Source organism: Microbacterium marinum (assembly GCF_014204835.1).
In the GTDB taxonomy this organism is placed as follows: Bacteria; Actinomycetota; Actinomycetes; order Actinomycetales; family Microbacteriaceae; genus Microbacterium; species Microbacterium marinum.
In genome coordinates this window covers 2190655-2208091 of sequence record NZ_JACHMD010000001.1, presented here as the reverse complement: position 1 = coordinate 2208091, position 17437 = coordinate 2190655, and the positions used below count along the sequence as shown (strand labels likewise).

Annotated in this window: 14 protein-coding genes; 11 read left to right on the top strand and 3 right to left on the bottom strand. The window is 70.2% G+C overall.

Annotation, left to right across the window (positions count from 1 at the left end; genetic code table 11):
- The first annotated feature begins 3 nt into the window (after positions 1 to 3).
- Positions 4 to 1038, top strand: coding sequence for a DNA polymerase III subunit delta (gene holA, locus BKA24_RS10870; RefSeq protein WP_184217942.1), 1035 nt, complete (start codon positions 4 to 6; stop codon positions 1036 to 1038).
- Positions 1039 to 1248: 210 nt separating this feature from the next.
- Here holA and rpsT read toward each other — a convergent pair whose 3' ends face one another.
- The 3 genes from rpsT to BKA24_RS10855 all read right to left on the bottom strand — a co-directional run bounded on the left by rpsT (position 1249) and on the right by BKA24_RS10855 (position 7199).
- The gene (rpsT, locus tag BKA24_RS10865) at positions 1249 to 1509 is read right to left on the bottom strand and encodes a 30S ribosomal protein S20 (protein ID WP_184217939.1); all 261 of its coding nucleotides are present in this window, start codon (positions 1507 to 1509) and stop codon (positions 1249 to 1251) included.
- 130 nt (positions 1510 to 1639) lie between these two features.
- The gene (locus BKA24_RS10860; protein ID WP_184217938.1) at positions 1640 to 2371 is read right to left on the bottom strand and encodes an alpha/beta fold hydrolase; all 732 of its coding nucleotides are present in this window, start codon (positions 2369 to 2371) and stop codon (positions 1640 to 1642) included.
- A 94-nt stretch (positions 2372 to 2465) separates the two neighbouring features.
- The gene (locus BKA24_RS10855; RefSeq protein WP_184217936.1) at positions 2466 to 7199 is read right to left on the bottom strand and encodes an ExeM/NucH family extracellular endonuclease; all 4734 of its coding nucleotides are present in this window, start codon (positions 7197 to 7199) and stop codon (positions 2466 to 2468) included.
- 239 nt (positions 7200 to 7438) lie between these two features.
- On the opposite strand from BKA24_RS10855, the gene lepA reads away from it, so the two are divergent.
- From lepA to BKA24_RS10805, 10 genes are all read left to right on the top strand, one after another.
- Positions 7439 to 9289 carry a translation elongation factor 4 gene (gene lepA, locus BKA24_RS10850; RefSeq protein ID WP_184217934.1) on the top strand — a complete coding sequence of 617 codons (1851 nt, stop codon included), beginning with the start codon at positions 7439 to 7441 and terminating at the stop codon, positions 9287 to 9289.
- 23 nt (positions 9290 to 9312) lie between these two features.
- Positions 9313 to 9963, top strand: a complete 651-nt coding sequence (locus BKA24_RS10845) for a DUF1990 domain-containing protein (protein ID WP_184217931.1) — start codon at positions 9313 to 9315, stop codon at positions 9961 to 9963.
- Positions 9963 to 11180 carry a radical SAM family heme chaperone HemW gene (gene hemW / locus BKA24_RS10840; RefSeq protein WP_184217929.1) on the top strand — a complete coding sequence of 406 codons (1218 nt, stop codon included), beginning with the start codon at positions 9963 to 9965 and terminating at the stop codon, positions 11178 to 11180. The genes BKA24_RS10845 and hemW overlap by 1 nt, the downstream gene beginning before the upstream one ends.
- A 70-nt stretch (positions 11181 to 11250) precedes the next feature.
- Entirely contained in the window at positions 11251 to 12285 is a 1035-nt protein-coding gene (gene hrcA, locus BKA24_RS10835) for a heat-inducible transcriptional repressor HrcA (RefSeq protein ID WP_184217927.1), read from the top strand.
- Between the two features lie 33 nt (positions 12286 to 12318).
- The gene (gene dnaJ, locus BKA24_RS10830) at positions 12319 to 13431 is read left to right on the top strand and encodes a molecular chaperone DnaJ (protein ID WP_184217925.1); all 1113 of its coding nucleotides are present in this window, start codon (positions 12319 to 12321) and stop codon (positions 13429 to 13431) included.
- 1 nt (position 13432) lies between these two features.
- Positions 13433 to 14170: a 16S rRNA (uracil(1498)-N(3))-methyltransferase gene (locus BKA24_RS10825; RefSeq protein WP_184217923.1), complete on the top strand. Its 738-nt coding sequence runs from the start codon at positions 13433 to 13435 to the stop codon at positions 14168 to 14170.
- A 37-nt stretch (positions 14171 to 14207) separates the two neighbouring features.
- Complete coding sequence (locus tag BKA24_RS10820; RefSeq protein ID WP_184217921.1) at positions 14208 to 14555, top strand: HIT domain-containing protein; 348 nt, start codon at positions 14208 to 14210, stop codon at positions 14553 to 14555.
- A gap of 67 nt (positions 14556 to 14622) precedes the next feature.
- Complete coding sequence (locus BKA24_RS10815) at positions 14623 to 15651, top strand: PhoH family protein (RefSeq protein ID WP_221417646.1); 1029 nt, start codon at positions 14623 to 14625, stop codon at positions 15649 to 15651.
- A complete protein-coding gene (gene ybeY, locus BKA24_RS10810; protein ID WP_184217917.1) occupies positions 15648 to 16115 on the top strand; it encodes an rRNA maturation RNase YbeY in 468 nt (155 codons plus the stop codon). The genes BKA24_RS10815 and ybeY overlap by 4 nt, the downstream gene beginning before the upstream one ends.
- Positions 16112 to 17434: a hemolysin family protein gene (locus BKA24_RS10805; protein WP_184217915.1), complete on the top strand. Its 1323-nt coding sequence runs from the start codon at positions 16112 to 16114 to the stop codon at positions 17432 to 17434. Before ybeY ends, BKA24_RS10805 begins: the two co-directional genes overlap by 4 nt.
- Positions 17435 to 17437: the final 3 nt, after the last annotated feature.

Sequence of the window (17437 nt, the reverse complement as noted above, 5' to 3'; positions counted from 1 at the left end):
CCCATGCCGAGCCCCCGCCGCCCCGCCGCGAAGACGACGAAGTCGGCGATCCCGCAGATCTCGTGGCGCGCGCCGCAGCCGGCACCTGTCGTCCTCGTCTCGGGGCCTGAGGAAGTGTGTGCGGAACGCGCCACCGCCGGCCTTCGTGACTACCTCCGTGCCGAGGATCCGAGCCTCGAGGTGACCGACGTCCGTGCCGACGACTACGCACCCGGCACACTCCTGGCCGTCTCCTCACCCTCCCTCTTCGGCGAGCCGCGGCTCGTCCGTGTCTCGGGCGTCGAGAAGTGCTCCGACGCCTTCCTCGCCGAGGCGATCGCATATCTCGACGCCCCGCAGGACGGTGCCACGATCGTGCTCCGCCACACCGGCTCGAGTGTGCGGGGGAAGAAGCTCCTCGACGCGATTCGCGCCGGGACCGGTGGGGGAGTCGAGATCGCCTGCCCCGCCGTCAAACGTGACTCCGATCGCTTCGACTTCGCAGCCGGAGAGTTCCAGGCCGCGAAACGCCGCATCGCACCGCCCGCCCTCCGATCGCTCGTCTCGGCGTTCGCCGACGACCTCACCGAGCTCGCCGCGGCGTGCCAGCAGCTCATCTCCGATGTCGACGGCGACATCACGGAGCAGATCGTGACCCGCTACTATGGCGGCCGGGTCGAGACGACGGCGTTCGCCGTCGCCGATACCGCGATCGCCGGGCGCTACGGTGACGCGCTGATCGCACTGCGACACGCACTGGCGTCGGGCGCCGACCCCGTGCCGATGGTCGCGGCGATCGCATCGAAGCTGCGGACCATGGCGCGCGTGGCGGGAAGCCGCGAGCCGGCTTCCGCCCTCGCCGCGCGCATCGGGATGAAGGACTGGCAGGTCGACCGCGCCCGCCGCGACCTCTCCGGATGGACCGAGTCGTCGCTGGGCATCGCGATCCAGGCCGCCGCTCGTGCCGACGCCGAGGTCAAGGGCGCGTCACGCGACCCCGTCTTCGCCGTCGAGCGCCTGGTCACCGTCGTCGCGACCCGCGCGCCCTACGGGTCCTGACCCCGCTCCGGCCGCCGCGGCAGCGCGCGACCCGACCCGCCGCGCGCGGTCCGACGCGCCGCTGCGCGCGAGCCGACGCAGATTGCGGCATCCGCCCTCGGCAGGCGACAGATTGCGTCGGCTCGGCGCGATGAGGTGAGTGCACCAACCGCCGCACCGACGACGAAGGCCCGCCCCCAGTGGGGACGGGCCTTCGGAAACCGATCGGGCTCAGAGAGCGGCGACCTGCTTGGCGATCGACGACTTGCGGTTCGCCGCCTGGTTCTGGTGGATGACACCCTTGCTGACGGCCTTGTCGAGCTTCTTGGTGGCCTTCAGCAGCGCCGCCTCGGCAGCGGCCTTGTCGCCGGCCGAGATGGCCTCGCGGGTGCGACGCACCGCGGTCTTCAGCTCGCTCTTGACGGCCTTGTTGCGCTCGCGCGCCTTCTCGTTGGTCTTGTTGCGCTTGATCTGCGACTTGATGTTCGCCACGGAGACGTATCTTTCGTTCGGAGGTGTTCGGATGATGTGCCGCGCGACGGTAGAGGGGCGTCTTGCGGCGGTCGTGTGAGGGAGGAACCCACACGGCAAGCCGACTTGAGAGTCTATCAGGTCTGATCGGTCACGCCGAAGCGGACTTCGCCGCCATCGTGGCGAGGGCGAGATCGATGACCGCGTTGAAGACGCGCGGCCGCATCGCGGTGACCAGGTGGGACGTCCGGGGGACCACGATCAGCTCAGCCTCCGGCTTCAGCGTCGTGAACAGACGCTCGTTGACCCGCAGCTGATCCCACTGGCCGTTGACGAACCACATCGGGACGTCGATCCGGGCGAGCGCGGCGACGAGGTCGAGCACCGACAGGCTCCGGAGGGCGATGTCCTGCGTGTCGTAGGCGTACCCGCCGGCCCCGAAGTCGGCGCGGGTCTCGGCGGGGAGCGTCCGGTCCAGGACGAGGTCGGTGAAATACTGCCCGCGGCGGGGGAGTCGATCGAAGCCGCGGGTGAGCGCGCGGTACGCCGCGAGGCCCACGCCCCGCGGAATCGCCGTGCAGCCCGCCGCGATGAACGCATCGACGGGCGGCTTGTCCTCTCGGCCCGCGTACTCGATCGACACCAGCCCGCCCATCGAATGGGCGACGAGGAGGACCGGGCCTCGCGAGGCGGCATCCCGAACGGCCGCATCGATCGTCTCGAAAGCGCCGTCGAGGGTGAACGTCTCCGACATCCGCTTTCCGTGCCCGGGAAGATCGACGGCGACCGCGCCCACCCCGATGCTGCGGAGGTGCTCGACCTGCGCCCGCCACATGGTGGCCGACGTGCGGATGCCGTGGACGAAGACGACCTGGGCGGACATGGTTCCAGCCTACGAACGAAAACGACGGCGGGGCGAGCCTCGAAGGCCCGCCCCGCCGTGTCGTGCGCCGTCGGTCGACGTCAGCGACCGTCGGTCAGAACAGCACGCGCACCTTGGCGGTGTTGCTCTCCGAACCCTCGGCCACGGCCGGGTCGTCCGGCACGAACACCGCCGTGAACGAATGCGTTCCGCGCGAGAGGCGCCCGAGGGTCGTGCTGGCGATGCCCTTCCGGACGTCGACCGTCGCGATCACGGTGTCGCCCTCGCGGAACTCGACCACACCGTCGGGTCGGCCGCCCTCCTGGGAGACGTGCGCGACGAGCGTGGCGGGGACGAGGCGCCCCAGCTGCACGGGCGGCAGAGCGACCAGACGCGTGCGCGTCTTCGCGGCGGGCTCGGCCGCCTGCGTCACCGTCACCGGCACCTGCACCGTCGTCCCGCTGGGGGCCGCGGTGAGGGTGAGGACCGCCGTTCCCGCCGGCGTGCCGGCCGGGAGGGTGACGCTCACCGATGCCGCCCCGGCCGTCACCGGAACAGTGCCCAGCGCCTGGTCGCCGAGGCTCACGGTGAGCTCGGTGTTCGCGGGGGCGCCGCGGCTGGTCAGGTTCAGACCGGCGACGTCGAAGGCGACCGTGCTGCCGGGTTCGACCGACTCGGGGACACCCGACACCTGGACGGCGTGCTTGGCGAACGACGGGGCGACGGGCGACCCGTCCGCGAGGTAGTCCACCCACGCCTCGTAGTCCACAAGGCCCGTGTCGACGTATCCCGTGCCCTCGGTGAAGACCCGGAAGTTGTCGCCACCGGCGGCGAGGAACGAGAACGTTCCGATCCGGTAGGTCGCGGCCGGGTCGATGGGCGCGCCGTCGATCGTCACAGACGTGATCCGCTCACCCTCCGGCAGTGCCGGATCGTAGGTGTACGAGACGTTGTCCGAGAGTCCGAGCTGCAGGTACGGCCGCTGCGGAACGTTGCCGGCCGCGTCGCGCTGCCACTGCTGCTCGAGCATCGTGGTGAACTGCTCGCCGGTGAGGCTGACAAGGGCCAGCGTGTTGTTGAAGGGGAGGACCGCGTTCGCCTGGCTGAAGGAGATCGTCCCGTCGGACAGACCGGAGACGGCTCCCGCACCGAACTCGGCCTGCGTGTCCCAGAGGTCCGCGCGCAGACCGCCGGGGTTGGTGACGCCGATGACGGCGCCGTCGGGGAGGTCGGCGAGGCTGTCGCGCAGCATGTTCGCCACGGTGTTGCCGAGCGTGGACTCCGAGGCGCGGTCGTCGCGGGTGCCGCCCGCGTACACGCCGTCGACGTACGAACCACCCGAGTAGGCCGTCGTGATGTCGCCGGAGACCTCGGCCACCGCCGTGTTCCCGATCGCCGCGGCGTTGGCCAGGGCGGCCTTCACGATGCGGTCGACCTCCGCCACGCGCGGGTAGGTCGCGACCAGTTCTGCGGCGGGCGTGGTGGTGCGGGCGACGTTGCGCTCGGTGTGTGCGGTGACCTCGCCGGTGGCGGGGTCGATCGTGAGGGTGATCTCGCCGATCTTCGCTCCGTACGAACCGGTCTGTACGACGGGGCGAGTGCGGTCGGTGCCGGGCACCGGAGCGGACCACGCGTACTCCTTATGGGTGTGGCCGGTGAAGATCGCGTCCACCTCGGGGGAGGTCTCTTCGATGATCGCGGCGAAGGGCCCGCCGGCAGCGATCTCCTCCTCCAGCGTCGCCCCGTCCGGAGTGCCGGCACCGGCGCCCTCGTGGTACAGCGCGACGATCACGTCGGCCTCGCCGTTGGCGGCGTCGCCGTCGCTGAGCTGCGCGGCGACCCGGTTGACGGCCGCCACCGCATCGCCGAACTCGACGTCTTCGATGCCGGTGGGGGTCACCAGCGAGGGCGTCTCCTCCGTCACGACGCCGATGACACCGACGGACAGGCCGTCCGCCTCGAGGAGGGCGTACTCGTCGAGCGCCGGCGTGTCGGTGCCCTTCAGGTACACGTTCGCTCCCAGCTGCGGTGCGTCGAACTGGTCGGACACCCGGCCGGCGAGGTCATCGAACCCGCGGTCGAACTCGTGATTGCCGACGGCACTGGCCTCCAGGTCGAGGGCGTTCAGCACGTCGATGGTCGGCTGATCCTGCGACACGGACGAGGCGAACAGCGATGCGCCGATATTGTCGCCGGCAGAGAGGAAGAGCACGGGGCCGGATGCCGCGTCGCGCAGCTCTTCGACGGTGCCACCGAACGCGACCGTGTTCGCGTCGATGCGGCCGTGGAAGTCGTTGATGCCGAGCAGGGTCAGTTCGACCGGTGCGGCATCCGCGTCGAGTCCGACGATCACGGGGTCGTGGTCGCTGGAGCGGTAGGCGTCGGGGGCGTAGAACTCGGTGCCGTGCGAGCGGAACCGGCTGTACTCCAGCGCGAGGGCTTCTCCGGAGTTGATGTTCCAGATGTCCGCGCCGGTCGCGCGGCCCAATGCCGCCTCGTTCAGCAGGATGTGGTCGAGCGACCCGGACAGTCCCGAGAAGCTGTAGGAGGAGCTGCCGACCTCGAGCGCGTGCTCCGCGTCGGCGTAACCCGCTTCGTAGAGAACCTGCAGCGGGTCTTCCTGGCCGTAGGAGTTGAAGTCGCCCGCGAGTGCGACGGCGTCGACGTCACCCTGGATCTCGGCGATCCAGTCCCGCAGCGCCGTCGCCTGGCGGACACGGGACTCGTTCGAGGATCCCTGCCCGTCGCCGGTGTCGGCGTCGCCCGGCCAGGGGCCGGCGGATCCCTTCGACTTGAAGTGGTTGACGGCGAAGAGGAGTTCCGCGCCGCCGTCGGCCGGCTCGAAGACCTGCGCGATCGGCTCGCGGGCGTTGCCGAACGCCTGACCGTCGGCGCTCTGATCGCCGAGCGCGCGAGCGTCGCCGACGGGCGAGACCAGCGCGGGCTGGTAGATGATCGCGTTCGTGATGACGTCCTGCTCGGATGCCGCGGGCAGCTCGTCCGAGGAGGGGACGAACGCCCAGGTGCCTGCCCCTGCGTCGGCGTTGAGAGCGTCGACGAGAGTCGAGGTCGCCTCGTCGGGGGTCTCGCCGAGCGCCGCCGAGTTCTCGATCTCCATGAGTCCGACGACGGAGGCGTCGACGGAGTTGATGGCGGAGACGAGCTTCGCCTGCTGGCGGGCGAGGTCTTCCGCGTCCCACGCTCCGCGCTGCGAGCAGCCGTCGCGCACGGTGACGCCGTCTCCGAAGCGGTCGGCGTAGGCGGTGCAGGTGGCGGCATCCGTGCCGAGGGTCGTGAAGTAGTTGAGCACGTTGAAGGATGCGATCGAGAGGTCGCCGCCGACGGTCTCGGGTGCCGCTGTGCGGGTGTTCTCGAAGTCGACGCCGTCCCCGGCTCCGGAGCCGTCCGCGACGAGCGCGGTGGTGGGGTTCAGCTTCCAGGCGTTGTTGCGGTAGTCGACGATGAGCGGCTCGGTGAAGCTCACTCCGGCGCCGACGACGATCGGCTCGGTGAGGGAGACGTACGGCGGCGTCTTCGACGTGTTCGCGGCGGAGGTGAAGTCCGTGGTCGCGCCGTCATCGAGGAGCACGCCGCGGGCGGCGTTGTCGGTGGCGACCGCAGCCGCCTCGGCCGACCCGGGCCGGGCGACGTCGGTCGGCTGACGGAGCGGCTCCGAACCGGTCGCGAGACCGACCTCGCCGTAGCGGTTCGTGCTGTAGGTGTTCGACACCGTGTAGTCGCCCTGCGGCGCGATGAGCATGGACTCGAGGGCCTCGCGTGCGGCGGCGCTCTCGGGCCATGCAACCGTCGCGGGCGTGGGGGCCTCGGCATCCGCGATGACGACGGCGTCGCCTGCCGCGACGGTGATCTCGGTGAGACCGTTGAACTCGGAGACGGCACCGGTGATGGTGACGGTGTCGCCCAGGGCGACCTCGCCGACGGCGCCGGGAGCGTAGACGAAGACGGCGTCGGAGGCCGTGTGGGTGGCGAGGTCGATCGCCCCACCGGTGCCGGGCGTCTGGATGACATAGCCGTTGAACCCGCCGGTCGGGTAGTGGGCGGTCACCACGCCGGTGGTCGTGACGGTGCGGCCGGCGAATGGAGACGCCTCGCCGGTTCCCTGGATCTGCGCGATGGTGGCGCTCTCGGGGTCCGGCTCCGGTTCGGGCTCGGGGTCGACGTCGCTCCCCAGGCCGATGGGAGTGGGCGCGCCGGCGGTGAAGTCGGCGGCGTTGTCGGCCGTGTTCGCGAAGGTCTCGTCGCGGGAGACGCTCGTCGCGTTCGTGGTCGCCGGGGCGGGGCCGCTGCCGGCGAAGGCGTTGGCGGTGCCTCCCCAGCCGACGAGGTCGACGACCTGGGGGAGCGCGGCGATGCCCGCGGTGCCGCTGAGCGCGGTCTCCTGGGAGACGAGGGCGACCTTCGCGCCGGAGCCGCTCATCGCGATCGAGCCCTCGACGTCGGCGTCGAACCCGGGGAGCGCGGTGTTCGAGCCCGGCGCCTGACCGATCAGCAGCTGTGCGCCGGCCGGGAGGTCGATGTCGCCGAGCGGCGTGACCTGCCACGACCCTCCGGTGGCCGAGGCGTACTGCACGCTGTAGCCGGAGAGGTCGAGGGTGGCGTCGCCCGTGTTGGCGAGTTCGATGAAGTCGCGGTTGAAGGCGGCTCCGCTGTTGCCGCCGCCGCCGTACACCTCGCTGATGACGAGGGGCGAGGATGGGTCGACCGCTGCGGAGGCGGCGACGGGGCTGAAGGCGAGCCCCGCCGATGTGACCGCGGCCGCGGTCAGCGCGGCGCAGGTGCGTCGGAATCGGGGGCGCGGGCTGGGCGCGAGGGCGGATGGGTGCGTCACGGTGGTTTGTCTCCCGGGTGGCGGTTCGGGCGCGTTGCGTCATCCGCGCAGGATCCGACCGCCACATTGAGCATTCGGTCAGCGAGACGTGCTCACAAGAGGCAGATCGGTTAACTCTTTCTCATGCGACTCGGCGCTGGCGTGTCGCCTCCCGTGCCCGATATCGTGTCCCACTTCACGGCGCCCGATGCAGCGGCATGCCTCTGTGACGGTCGGTGCCCCGGTAGACTCGCTGGGTCATGTCACCCCGAGCCCTCACGCCCCTGCAGCCCGCGGCGACGCCGCCCGCGCAGATCCGCAACTTCTGCATCATCGCCCACATCGACCACGGCAAGTCCACCCTGGCCGACCGCATGCTGCAGATCACCGGCGTGGTCTCCGACCGCGACATGCGCGCGCAGTACCTCGACCGCATGGACATCGAGCGCGAGCGCGGCATCACGATCAAGTCGCAGGCTGTGCGCATGCCCTGGCAGACGGATGCCGGGACGTTCGCGCTCAACATGATCGACACCCCCGGCCACGTCGACTTCACCTACGAGGTCAGCCGGTCGCTCGCGGCCTGCGAGGGCGCGATCCTCCTCGTCGACGCCGCGCAGGGCATCGAAGCGCAGACGCTCGCAAACCTGTACCTGGCGCTCGAGAACGACCTCCAGATCATCCCCGTGCTGAACAAGATCGACCTCCCAGCGGCCGATCCGGAGAAGTACGCGGCCGAGCTCGCGAACCTCATCGGCGGCAAGCCCGAGGACGTCCTCCGCGTGAGCGGCAAGACCGGCATGGGCGTCGAGGCGCTCCTCGATCTGATCGTCGAGAAGATCCCGGCACCCGTCGGTGACGCGGACGCACCCGCCCGCGCGATGATCTTCGACTCCGTGTACGACGCCTACCGCGGCGTCGTGACGTACGTCCGCATGGTCGACGGCAAGCTCGAGCCGCGCGAGCGCATCCAGATGATGTCGTCGAAGGCCGCGCACGATCTGCTCGAGATCGGCGTCTCCAGCCCCGAGCCGGTCCCGACGAAGGGTCTCGGCGTCGGCGAGGTGGGCTACCTCATCACCGGTGTGAAGGACGTCCGTCAGTCGAAGGTCGGCGACACGATCACGAACCACCGGAAGCCCGCGCAGGATCCGCTCTCCGGCTACACCGACCCCAAGCCGATGGTCTTCTCGGGCATCTACCCGATCGACGGCAGCGACTACGGCGACCTCCGCGAGGCGCTCGACAAGCTGAAGCTCTCGGACGCGTCGCTGCAGTACGAGCCCGAGACCTCGGTCGCGCTCGGGTTCGGCTTCCGGTGCGGATTCCTCGGGCTCCTGCACCTCGAGATCATCACCGAGCGCCTCTCGCGCGAGTTCGACCTCGACCTCATCACGACGGCGCCGTCGGTGACCTACGAGGTCACGACCGACACCGGCGAGACGGTCACCGTCACCAACCCCAGCGAATACCCCGATGGGCGGGTCGCCGAGGTCAGCGAGCCCGTCGTGAAGGTCGGCATCCTGCTGCCCAAGGACTACGTCGGCACGGTCATGGAGCTCTGCCAGTCGCGCCGCGGCACCCTGCTCGGCATGGACTACCTCAGCGAGGACCGCGTCGAGCTCCGCTACAACATGCCCCTCGGCGAGATCGTCTTCGACTTCTTCGACCACCTGAAGTCGAAGACGCAGGGGTACGCGAGCCTCGACTACGAGCCCGCCGGGTCGCAGACTGCGGACCTCGTCAAGGTCGACATCCTCCTCCAAGGCGAGAAGGTCGACGCGTTCAGCTCGATCGTGCACCGGGAGAAGGCGTACGGCTACGGCACGATGATGACGGAGCGCCTGCGCAAGCTCATCCCGCGCCAGCAGTTCGAGGTCCCCATCCAGGCCGCGATCGGCGCCCGCATCATCGCCCGCGAGAACATCCGCGCGATCCGCAAGGACGTGCTCGCCAAGTGCTACGGCGGCGACATCACCCGTAAGCGCAAGCTGCTCGAGAAGCAGAAGGAGGGCAAGAAGCGCATGAAGATGGTCGGTCGCGTCGAGGTCCCCCAGGAGGCGTTCATCGCCGCGCTGTCGGGAGACGTCGAAGGCAAGGACAAGAAGTAGGCAGAGCGGGAGGAGGTGGTCAGATGCGTCGCGGGAACTTTCAGGCAGGGACCGTCGACTACGCCGCCGTCGGAGCCACGCAGGCTCCGGATCTGATGGGGTATCCGCCCCACGGCACGGTGCCCGCAGAGGCATCGTGGCGCATCGGGAGCGGCGACGCGCGGTTCCGGTCCGCCGCCGACCAGCTCCTCTCCTGGGGTGCGCAGCGCGGCGCGGGCCTGACGGTCAGCGACGTGCGGCCTGCATCTGGTCCGATGTACTCCGGCGTCGGCTTCGACGCCGAGGGGACGCCCGTTCAGGCCAGCCGACTGGATCAGGAGCAGCGTTTCGACGCGGACGGGACGCCCTACGTCAGCCCCGGCGCCACCGTCCACCTTCGGGGACGCGTCGGCGGGATGCGGGCCGATGCCGAGCTGCGGGTCATCTCGGTGACCGACGAGCCGCGCCGTGTGGGGTTCTCGCTCGGCACGGTCGAAGGGTCGGTCGTGTCCGGCGAGGAATCGTTCCTCGTCGAGTGGCGTGATGACGACGAGGTGTGGTTGATCGTACGAGCCTTCGACCGTCGCGTCGGATTCCTCTACCGACTGTGGCGTCCGCTGGTGCGTCGGCGCCGACGGGAGCTGTTCCACGGCTACCACCGGGCGATCTCGCCGCTGTACGCGACCGGCGCCTGATGGGCTCGGCCCTTCCTCTCGGCGACCCGGCGCCCCCGGACGGTCGACTTCCCGCGGAGGTCCACATCGATCCGGCGAGCGATTTCGGCGTCTATCTGCACGTGCCGTTCTGCCGCGTGCGCTGCGGCTACTGCGACTTCAACACCTACACCGCGACCGAGCTGCGCGGTGCGCGGCAGGACGCCTACGCCGATGAGGTCCTCCGCGAGATCGCGCTGTCGAAGGACGTGCTGGGAGACCGGGGTCCGTTGCGGCCGGCGCAGACGGTCTTCTTCGGGGGAGGCACCCCGACGCTGCTCCCGCCGGGCGATCTCGCCCGCATGCTGGACGGTGTCCGCGCGGCGTTCGGCCTCGCACCCGGCGCCGAGGTCACCGTCGAGGCGAACCCCGACACGATGACGGATGCCGTCGCGCAGACGCTCGCCGATGCCGGCGTCACCCGCCTGTCGGTGGGCATGCAGTCGGCCGTCCCGCACGTGCTCGCCGCGCTCGACCGCACGCACGACCCCGCGAACATCGCGACGGCGGTGGCGGCGGCCCGTCGTGCGGGCCTCGCCGTCAGCCTCGACCTCATCTACGGGGCGCCCGGCGAGACGCTCGAGGATTGGCGGACCTCGCTCGAGACGGCGATCGCGTTGCGGCCCGACCACGTCTCCGCGTACGCCCTCATCGTCGAGGAGGGCACGAAGCTCGAGCGTCAGATCCGTCGCGGCGAGGTGCCGGCGCCGGACGATGACCTCCAGGCCGACATGTACGAGCTGGCCGATGAGCTTCTCGGCGCGGCGGGGTACGGCTGGTACGAGGTATCGAACTGGGCCACGGGAGACGCGCAGCGCTCACGGCACAACATGTCGTACTGGCGCGGTCAGGACTGGTGGGGGTACGGCCCCGGTGCGCACAGCCACGTCGGGGGACTCCGGTGGTGGAACGTCAAGCATCCCGCCGCCTACGCCCAGCGGATGGCGTCGGGCCAGTCACCCGCTGCCGGACGCGAGCTGCCCGATGCCGAGGCGCGGCGCCTGGAGGCGATCCTGCTGCAGTCGCGGATCGTCGACGGCGTGCCGGTCTCGGAGGCGAGCCCGGAGGGGCGGCGCGCGGTGGCATCCCTCATCGCCGATGGCCTGATCGACGGTGCCGCGGCGATCGGGGGAACGGTCGTGCTGACGCGTCGCGGGCGGCTGCTCGCGGACGCCGTGGTGCGTGCTCTCACCGTGTGATCCGCACATCGAGCCCATCGCGCGATAGAATTGGCACTCGGTGAACGAGAGTGCCAGCGGAGGAGGGGTCATGGTCTCGGAACGGGGATTGCAGGTCCTTCGGGCGATCGTGCAGGACTACGTCGACACGAGGGAGCCGGTCGGCAGCAAGGCCATCGTCGACCGACACCAGTTCGGCGTGTCGGCGGCGACCATCCGCAACGACATGGCCCTGCTCGAGGACGAAGAGCTCATCGCGGCTCCCCACACCTCGTCCGGCCGGGTGCCGACCGACAAGGGCTACCGCGTGTTCGTCGATCACCTGGCGGAGCTGCGCCCGCTGAGCGGCGCGCAGCGCTCCGCGATCGGCGCGTTCCTGGCCGACACCGGTGACCTCGACGACCTGCTGGTGCGCACCGTGCGAACGCTCACCCGGCTCACCGGCCAGGTCGCCATCGTGCAGTACCCCTCGTTCGCGCGCGCGAACGTCTCGCACGTCGAGGTCGTGCATCTCGGCGGCACGCGAGCCGTCGTGATCGTCGTCACCGATACGGGGCGGGTGTCGCAGCGGGTCGCGTTCCTGGCTTCGGAGCCCTCCGCCGAGGAGACGGCGCAGGTGAAGGATGCGATGGCTGCCCTGCTGACCGGGGAGAGCGTCCGCGACGGCGCGGTGGCGATCGCCCGGCTGCTCGACGCGGATCCGATCCCGGGCCGCGACGACAACACCCGCATCGTCTTGCGGACCCTCGCCGAGGAGCTCGAGGAGTTCCGTCACGACCGGCTGGTCATGGCCGGCTCCGCGACTCTCGCCCGCCGCGAGTCCGACTTCCGCGGCAGCATCTACCCGCTGCTGGAAGCGATCGAGGAGCAGGTGACGCTGCTGCGGCTGATGGGCGAGATGGTCGCCGACGAGCAGGGCCTCGCGACGAGCATCGGCCGTGAGAACGAGCCGTTCGGCCTGGCGGAGGCATCCGTCGTCGCGGGCGACTACGACGTCACGGGGTCCCGTGCGCGTCTGGGCGTGCTCGGGCCGACCCGCATGGACTATCCCAGCAACCTCGCGGCGGTCCGGGCCGTCGCGCACTATCTGACACGCCTCCTCGAAGAAGACGAGAAGGCGCGCTGAACGACGCGGGCCCCGAGGCCCGGAAAGGCGAAAGTGGCTGACCATTACGAGGTCCTGGGCGTTGCGCGCGACGCGAGCCCGGATGAGATCAAGAAGGCGTACCGTCGCCTGGCCCGCCAGCTGCACCCGGATGTGAATCCGGGAGAGGATGCTGCGGAGCGGTTCAAGCTCGTCACGCACGCCTACGACGTGCTGAGCGACCCGGAGCAGCGGCAGCGTTACGACGTGGGCGGCGACGGCGGGTTCGGCGGAGGCGGAGCCGGCTTCGGGGGCTTCAGCGACATCTTCGAGACGTTCTTCGGTGGGGGCGGCGGGGGCACGCGCGCCGGCCGGCCGCGCTCGCGGCGTGAGCGTGGTCAGGATGCGCTCGTGCGCGTCGACCTCACGCTCGGCGACGTCGTCTTCGGCGTGCACCGCGACCTCGAGGTCGACACGGCCGTCCTCTGCGAGACCTGCCAGGGATCGTGCTGCCAGCCCGGGACGCAGCCGGTCACGTGTGACATCTGCCACGGGTCGGGCCAGGTGCAGCGCACCGTCCGCAGCCTCCTCGGCAACGTCGTCACCTCGCAGCCGTGCACGACGTGCCAGGGGTATGGCACGACGATCCCGTACCCGTGCTCGACCTGCCAGGGTCAGGGGCGCGTGCGCGCGCGTCGGACCGTGTCGATCGACATCCCGGCCGGCGTGGAGACCGGGCTGCGACTGCAGCTCCCCGGCTCGGGTGAGGTGGGGCCGGCGGGCGGCCCGAACGGCGACCTCTACCTGGAGGTCACGGTCGAGCCCCACGATGTCTTCAGCCGCGACGGCGATGATCTCCTGGCGACCCTCGAGGTCTCGATGATCGACGCCATCCTCGGCACGAGCGTGACGATCGATTCCCTCGACGGTGCCGTGGACCTCGACGTGCGTGCCGGCGTCCAGTCCGGCGACGTGCTCACGATCCGCGAGCGCGGCATCACACCGTTGCGCGGCTCGGGCCGCGGCGATCTCCGCGTCGGCGTGCAGGTGGTGACCCCCGGGCACCTCGACCCGAAGTCCCGCGCGCTCGTCCAGGAACTCGCCAAGCGCACGAAGCCCGCACCGCCGCACCTGGCGGAGTTCCACCCGGGGCTGTTCTCGAAGCTGCGCGACAAGTTCAAGCGCTGAGATGGCGCTCCACTTCCTGCTCGAGAGCGCGGGCGATGCCCGCGTCGGAGACGTCGTGGTGCTCGGCGGCGCCGAGGCGCATCACGCCGCCTCGGTCCGCCGCGTCCGTGTCGGGGAGGAGGTCACGGTCGGCGACGGTCGCGGTGTGTGGCTGACCGGCACCGTGGCATCCGTGCAGCCGAAGGAAGTGCAGGTCGAGGTCGTGACCCGCACGGAGACGGGCGAGCCGCGCCCGCGCACGGTGCTCGTCCAGGCGCTCGCGAAGGGCGACCGGGATGAGATGGCCGTCCAGGCGGCGACCGAACTCGGCGTCGACGAGATCGTCCCGTGGCAGGCAGCGCGCAGCGTGTCCCGGTGGGAGGGTGCGAAGACCGCCAAAGGCGTCGCCCGATGGGAGACGATCTCGCGGGAGGCCGCGAAGCAGGCACACCGCGCGTGGCTCGCGGTCGTGTCGCAGCCGGTGTCGACGAAGGACCTCGTTCGCCGGGCCGCGTCGTCGCGCATGCTGGTGCTCGAGCCGACGGGTGCGACGGCGCTGACCTCGGTCGAGCTCGACCCTGCCGACCCGCGGGACATCGTCCTCGTCGTGGGACCCGAGGGCGGGATCTCCGCGGAGGAGCTCGCGCAGCTCCGTGACGCGGGTGCGGAAAGCGTCCGCCTGGGCGACACGGTCCTGCGGACGTCGACGGCGGGCCCGGTCGCGCTCGCCCTCGTCAACGCGGCGCTCGGTCGGTGGTGACCGGTCCCGTCGGAGGGCCGCTGACTAGACTGGACGCATGAGCGAGCCCTCGATCTTCAGCCGGATCCTTCGCGGCGAGATCCCCTCGGAGATCATCGCCGAGACCGAGAACGCCTTCGCCATCCGCGACATCGCGCCGAAGGCGCCCGTCCACCTCCTCGTCATCCCCAAGACCGAGCAGTACCGCAATGTGGTCGAACTCGCCGCCGGGGACCCCGACCTCCTCGCCGAGGTCATCGGGTTGGCGAACGCGGTGGCGGCCGAACACGCCGGCGGGGACTTCCGCCTCGTCTTCAACACCGGCTCGGATGCCGGACAGACCGTCTTCCACGTGCACGCGCACGTCCTCGGCGGTGGGCTGACCGAAGGGAGCCTGGGTGACTGACCCGACGCAGAGCACGAACGAGGCCGGCGATCCCACGGTGGCCCGGATCTACGCCGACGGCGTCGCGATGGTCCAGCTCCTCGGCCCGCAGGACCGGCTGCTCCGGACCGTCGAGCGGGAGCACCCCGACGTCCAGGTGCACGTGCGAGGCAACGAGATCACCCTGAGCGGCGATGCCGAGGCCGTCGCCCGCGCGCGCGCCCTCGTCGAAGAGCTGATCGGGATGGCGCGTGCGGGACAGGGGCTCGACCCCAGCGATGTCACGCAGTCCAACCGGATCCTCCGCGAGAACTCCGGCATGCGGCCGTCCGAGGTGCTGGGGGAAGCCATCCTCTCCTCGCGGGGCAAGGTCATCCGGCCCAAGACGATGGGTCAGAAGGCGTACGTCGACGCCATCGAGGAGAACACGATCGTGTTCGGGATCGGCCCGGCCGGAACGGGCAAGACCTATCTCGCGATGGCGAAGGCCGTCCAGGCGCTGCAGCGCAAGGAAGTCAGCCGCATCATCCTGACGCGTCCCGCGGTCGAAGCGGGGGAGCGTCTCGGGTTCCTGCCCGGCACGCTGACCGACAAGATCGACCCGTACCTGCGGCCGCTCTACGACGCGCTGAACGAGATGATGGATCCCGAGCTCGTCCCCAAGCTCATGGCGTCGGGCACCATCGAGGTCGCCCCGCTGGCCTACATGCGCGGACGTACCCTCAATGATTCGTTCGTGGTCCTCGACGAGGCGCAGAACACCACGCCCGAGCAGATGAAGATGTTCCTCACGCGACTGGGATTCGGAACGCGGATGGTCGTCACCGGCGACATCACCCAGGTCGACCTGCCGCAGGGGGCGTCGGGTCTGCGGCTCGTCACCCGCGTCCTGAAGAACATCGACGACATCCACTTCGCCACCTTGACGAGCGATGACGTGGTTCGGCACACACTGGTCGGCCGCATCGTCGACGCCTACAGCGTCTACGACGAGGAGCGTCTCGCCGCTCGTCGCGACCGCGACGAGGCCAGCGAGTTCGCGAACCGCGCCGAGCGCCGCTCGACCCTACGACCCGGCGGCCCCCGCGACCGCCAGCCCAAGCGAGGACGATCATGACCATCGAGATCACGAACGAATCGGGCGTCGACGTCGACGAGACCGTGCTGCTGCGACTGACCGAGCACAATCTCGCCGAACTGCACGTCAGCCCCGACGCCGATCTCGCGATCCTCCTCGTCGACGAGGGAGCCATGGAGGCCCTCCACGTGCAGTGGATGGACGAGCCGGGGCCGACCGACGTGCTCAGCTTCCCGATGGACGAGCTGCGGCCCGGCACCGACGAGGCTCCGACGCCCGCAGGGCTGCTGGGCGACATCGTGCTGTGCCCCCAGGTCGCCGAGACCCAGGCGGTCGCGGCGAAACACCCGACCATCGACGAGCTGATCCTCCTGACGACCCACGGGCTCCTCCACCTGCTCGGGTTCGATCACGCCGAGCCCGACGACGAGCGCGAGATGTTCGGTCTGCAGAAGGAGCTCATCGCGTCGTTCCGCGCCAGCGAGCGCCGACGCCGCGCATGACCGAGATCCTCCTCTTCGTCGCCGCCGTCCTCCTGGTCGCCCTCGGCGGACTCATGGCCTCTCTCGAGGCCGCGCTCGACGTGACGTCGCGGACCGACCTCGAGGCTCTCGGCGAGAACGGCCGTGGCTCTGCGACGCTGCTGCGGATCTCGGCCGACCCCGACGCCCACCGCACCGCCGTCGTCTTCATCCGCATCCTCGTGGAGACCGCCGCGGCGGTCCTCGTCACGGTGGCCTTCACCCTCGTCTTCGACAACATCTGGTGGGCCATGCTCGCCGCGGTCGTCATCATGACGATCGCGTCGTTCGTGCTGGTGGGTGCATCGCCTCGAGCCGTCGGCCGGCAGCACGCGAAGGGCTTCCTCCGAGCATGCGCCCCCCTGATCCGCGGCGCGCGCATCGTGCTGGGGCCGCTGGCGCACCTTCTCGTCCTCATCGGCGATCGGCTGACGCCCGGGATCCACCGCAACGCGTCCTTCGCCTCGGAGGAGCAGCTGCTCAGCATGGTGGACGAAGCGGCATCCCAGGACCTGATCGAGGCGGACGACCGCGACCTCATCCACTCCGTCTTCGATTTCACCGACAGGTTCGTGCGCGCCGTCATGGTCCCTCGCACCGACATGGTGACGGTGGATGCCGCGGCGACCACCCAGCAGGCGATGACGCTGTTCCTCGACAGGGGCGTCTCCCGCATCCCGGTCGCCGATGGTGAGGCTGACGACATCACCGGCGTCGTGTACCTGAAGGACCTGGTGCAGTTCGCCTTCCGCGACGAGACCGCGTGGCGTGGTGTGCCGGTGGCTCAGATCGCCCGCCCCGCCGTGTTCGTTCCGGAGTCGATGCGTGCGGAGACGCTTCTGCAGCAGATGAAGCGCGAAGCCGTGCACGTGTGCCTTGTCGTGGACGAGTACGGCGGCGTGTCGGGCCTGGTCACGCTGGAGGACCTCATCGAGGAGCTGGTGGGCGAGATCGCCGACGAGTACGACTCCCGGCTGGCGGAGATCTCCGACATGGGGGACGGGCGGTTCCGCGTCAGTACGCGACTCGCCCTCGACGAGGTTGGAGACCTGTTCGACATCGACCTGGAGGACGACGACGTCGACTCCATCGGCGGGTTGTTCGGCAAGGCGCTCGGAAGCGTCCCCGTTCCCGGAGCGCGCGTCGAATACGGCGGACTGGTGCTCACCGGGGGAACGTCGCGCGGCCGCGGCCGCGGACTCGCCACCGTCTTCGTCGAGCGCCTCGAAAGCCTCGAGGCGGCGGATGCCGCGTTCTCGCCCCGGACCGGGGAGATCCGCATCTCGCGGGGATCGGAATAGACC

Excerpts from the sequence above, each read along its gene's own strand:
- holA (WP_184217942.1), top strand. The coding sequence starts at position 4 with ATGCCGAGCCCCCGCCGCCCCGCCGCGAAGACGACGAAGTCGGCGATC.
- BKA24_RS10860 (WP_184217938.1), bottom strand. The coding sequence starts at position 2,371 with ATGTCCGCCCAGGTCGTCTTCGTCCACGGCATCCGCACGTCGGCCACC.
- lepA (WP_184217934.1), top strand. The coding sequence starts at position 7,439 with ATGTCACCCCGAGCCCTCACGCCCCTGCAGCCCGCGGCGACGCCGCCC.
- BKA24_RS10845 (WP_184217931.1), top strand. The coding sequence starts at position 9,313 with ATGCGTCGCGGGAACTTTCAGGCAGGGACCGTCGACTACGCCGCCGTC.
- hemW (WP_184217929.1), top strand. The coding sequence starts at position 9,963 with ATGGGCTCGGCCCTTCCTCTCGGCGACCCGGCGCCCCCGGACGGTCGA.
- hrcA (WP_184217927.1), top strand. The coding sequence starts at position 11,251 with ATGGTCTCGGAACGGGGATTGCAGGTCCTTCGGGCGATCGTGCAGGAC.
- BKA24_RS10825 (WP_184217923.1), top strand. The coding sequence starts at position 13,433 with ATGGCGCTCCACTTCCTGCTCGAGAGCGCGGGCGATGCCCGCGTCGGA.
- BKA24_RS10820 (WP_184217921.1), top strand. The coding sequence starts at position 14,208 with ATGAGCGAGCCCTCGATCTTCAGCCGGATCCTTCGCGGCGAGATCCCC.
- BKA24_RS10815 (WP_221417646.1), top strand. The coding sequence starts at position 14,623 with ATGGTCCAGCTCCTCGGCCCGCAGGACCGGCTGCTCCGGACCGTCGAG.
- ybeY (WP_184217917.1), top strand. The coding sequence starts at position 15,648 with ATGACCATCGAGATCACGAACGAATCGGGCGTCGACGTCGACGAGACC.
- BKA24_RS10805 (WP_184217915.1), top strand. The coding sequence starts at position 16,112 with ATGACCGAGATCCTCCTCTTCGTCGCCGCCGTCCTCCTGGTCGCCCTC.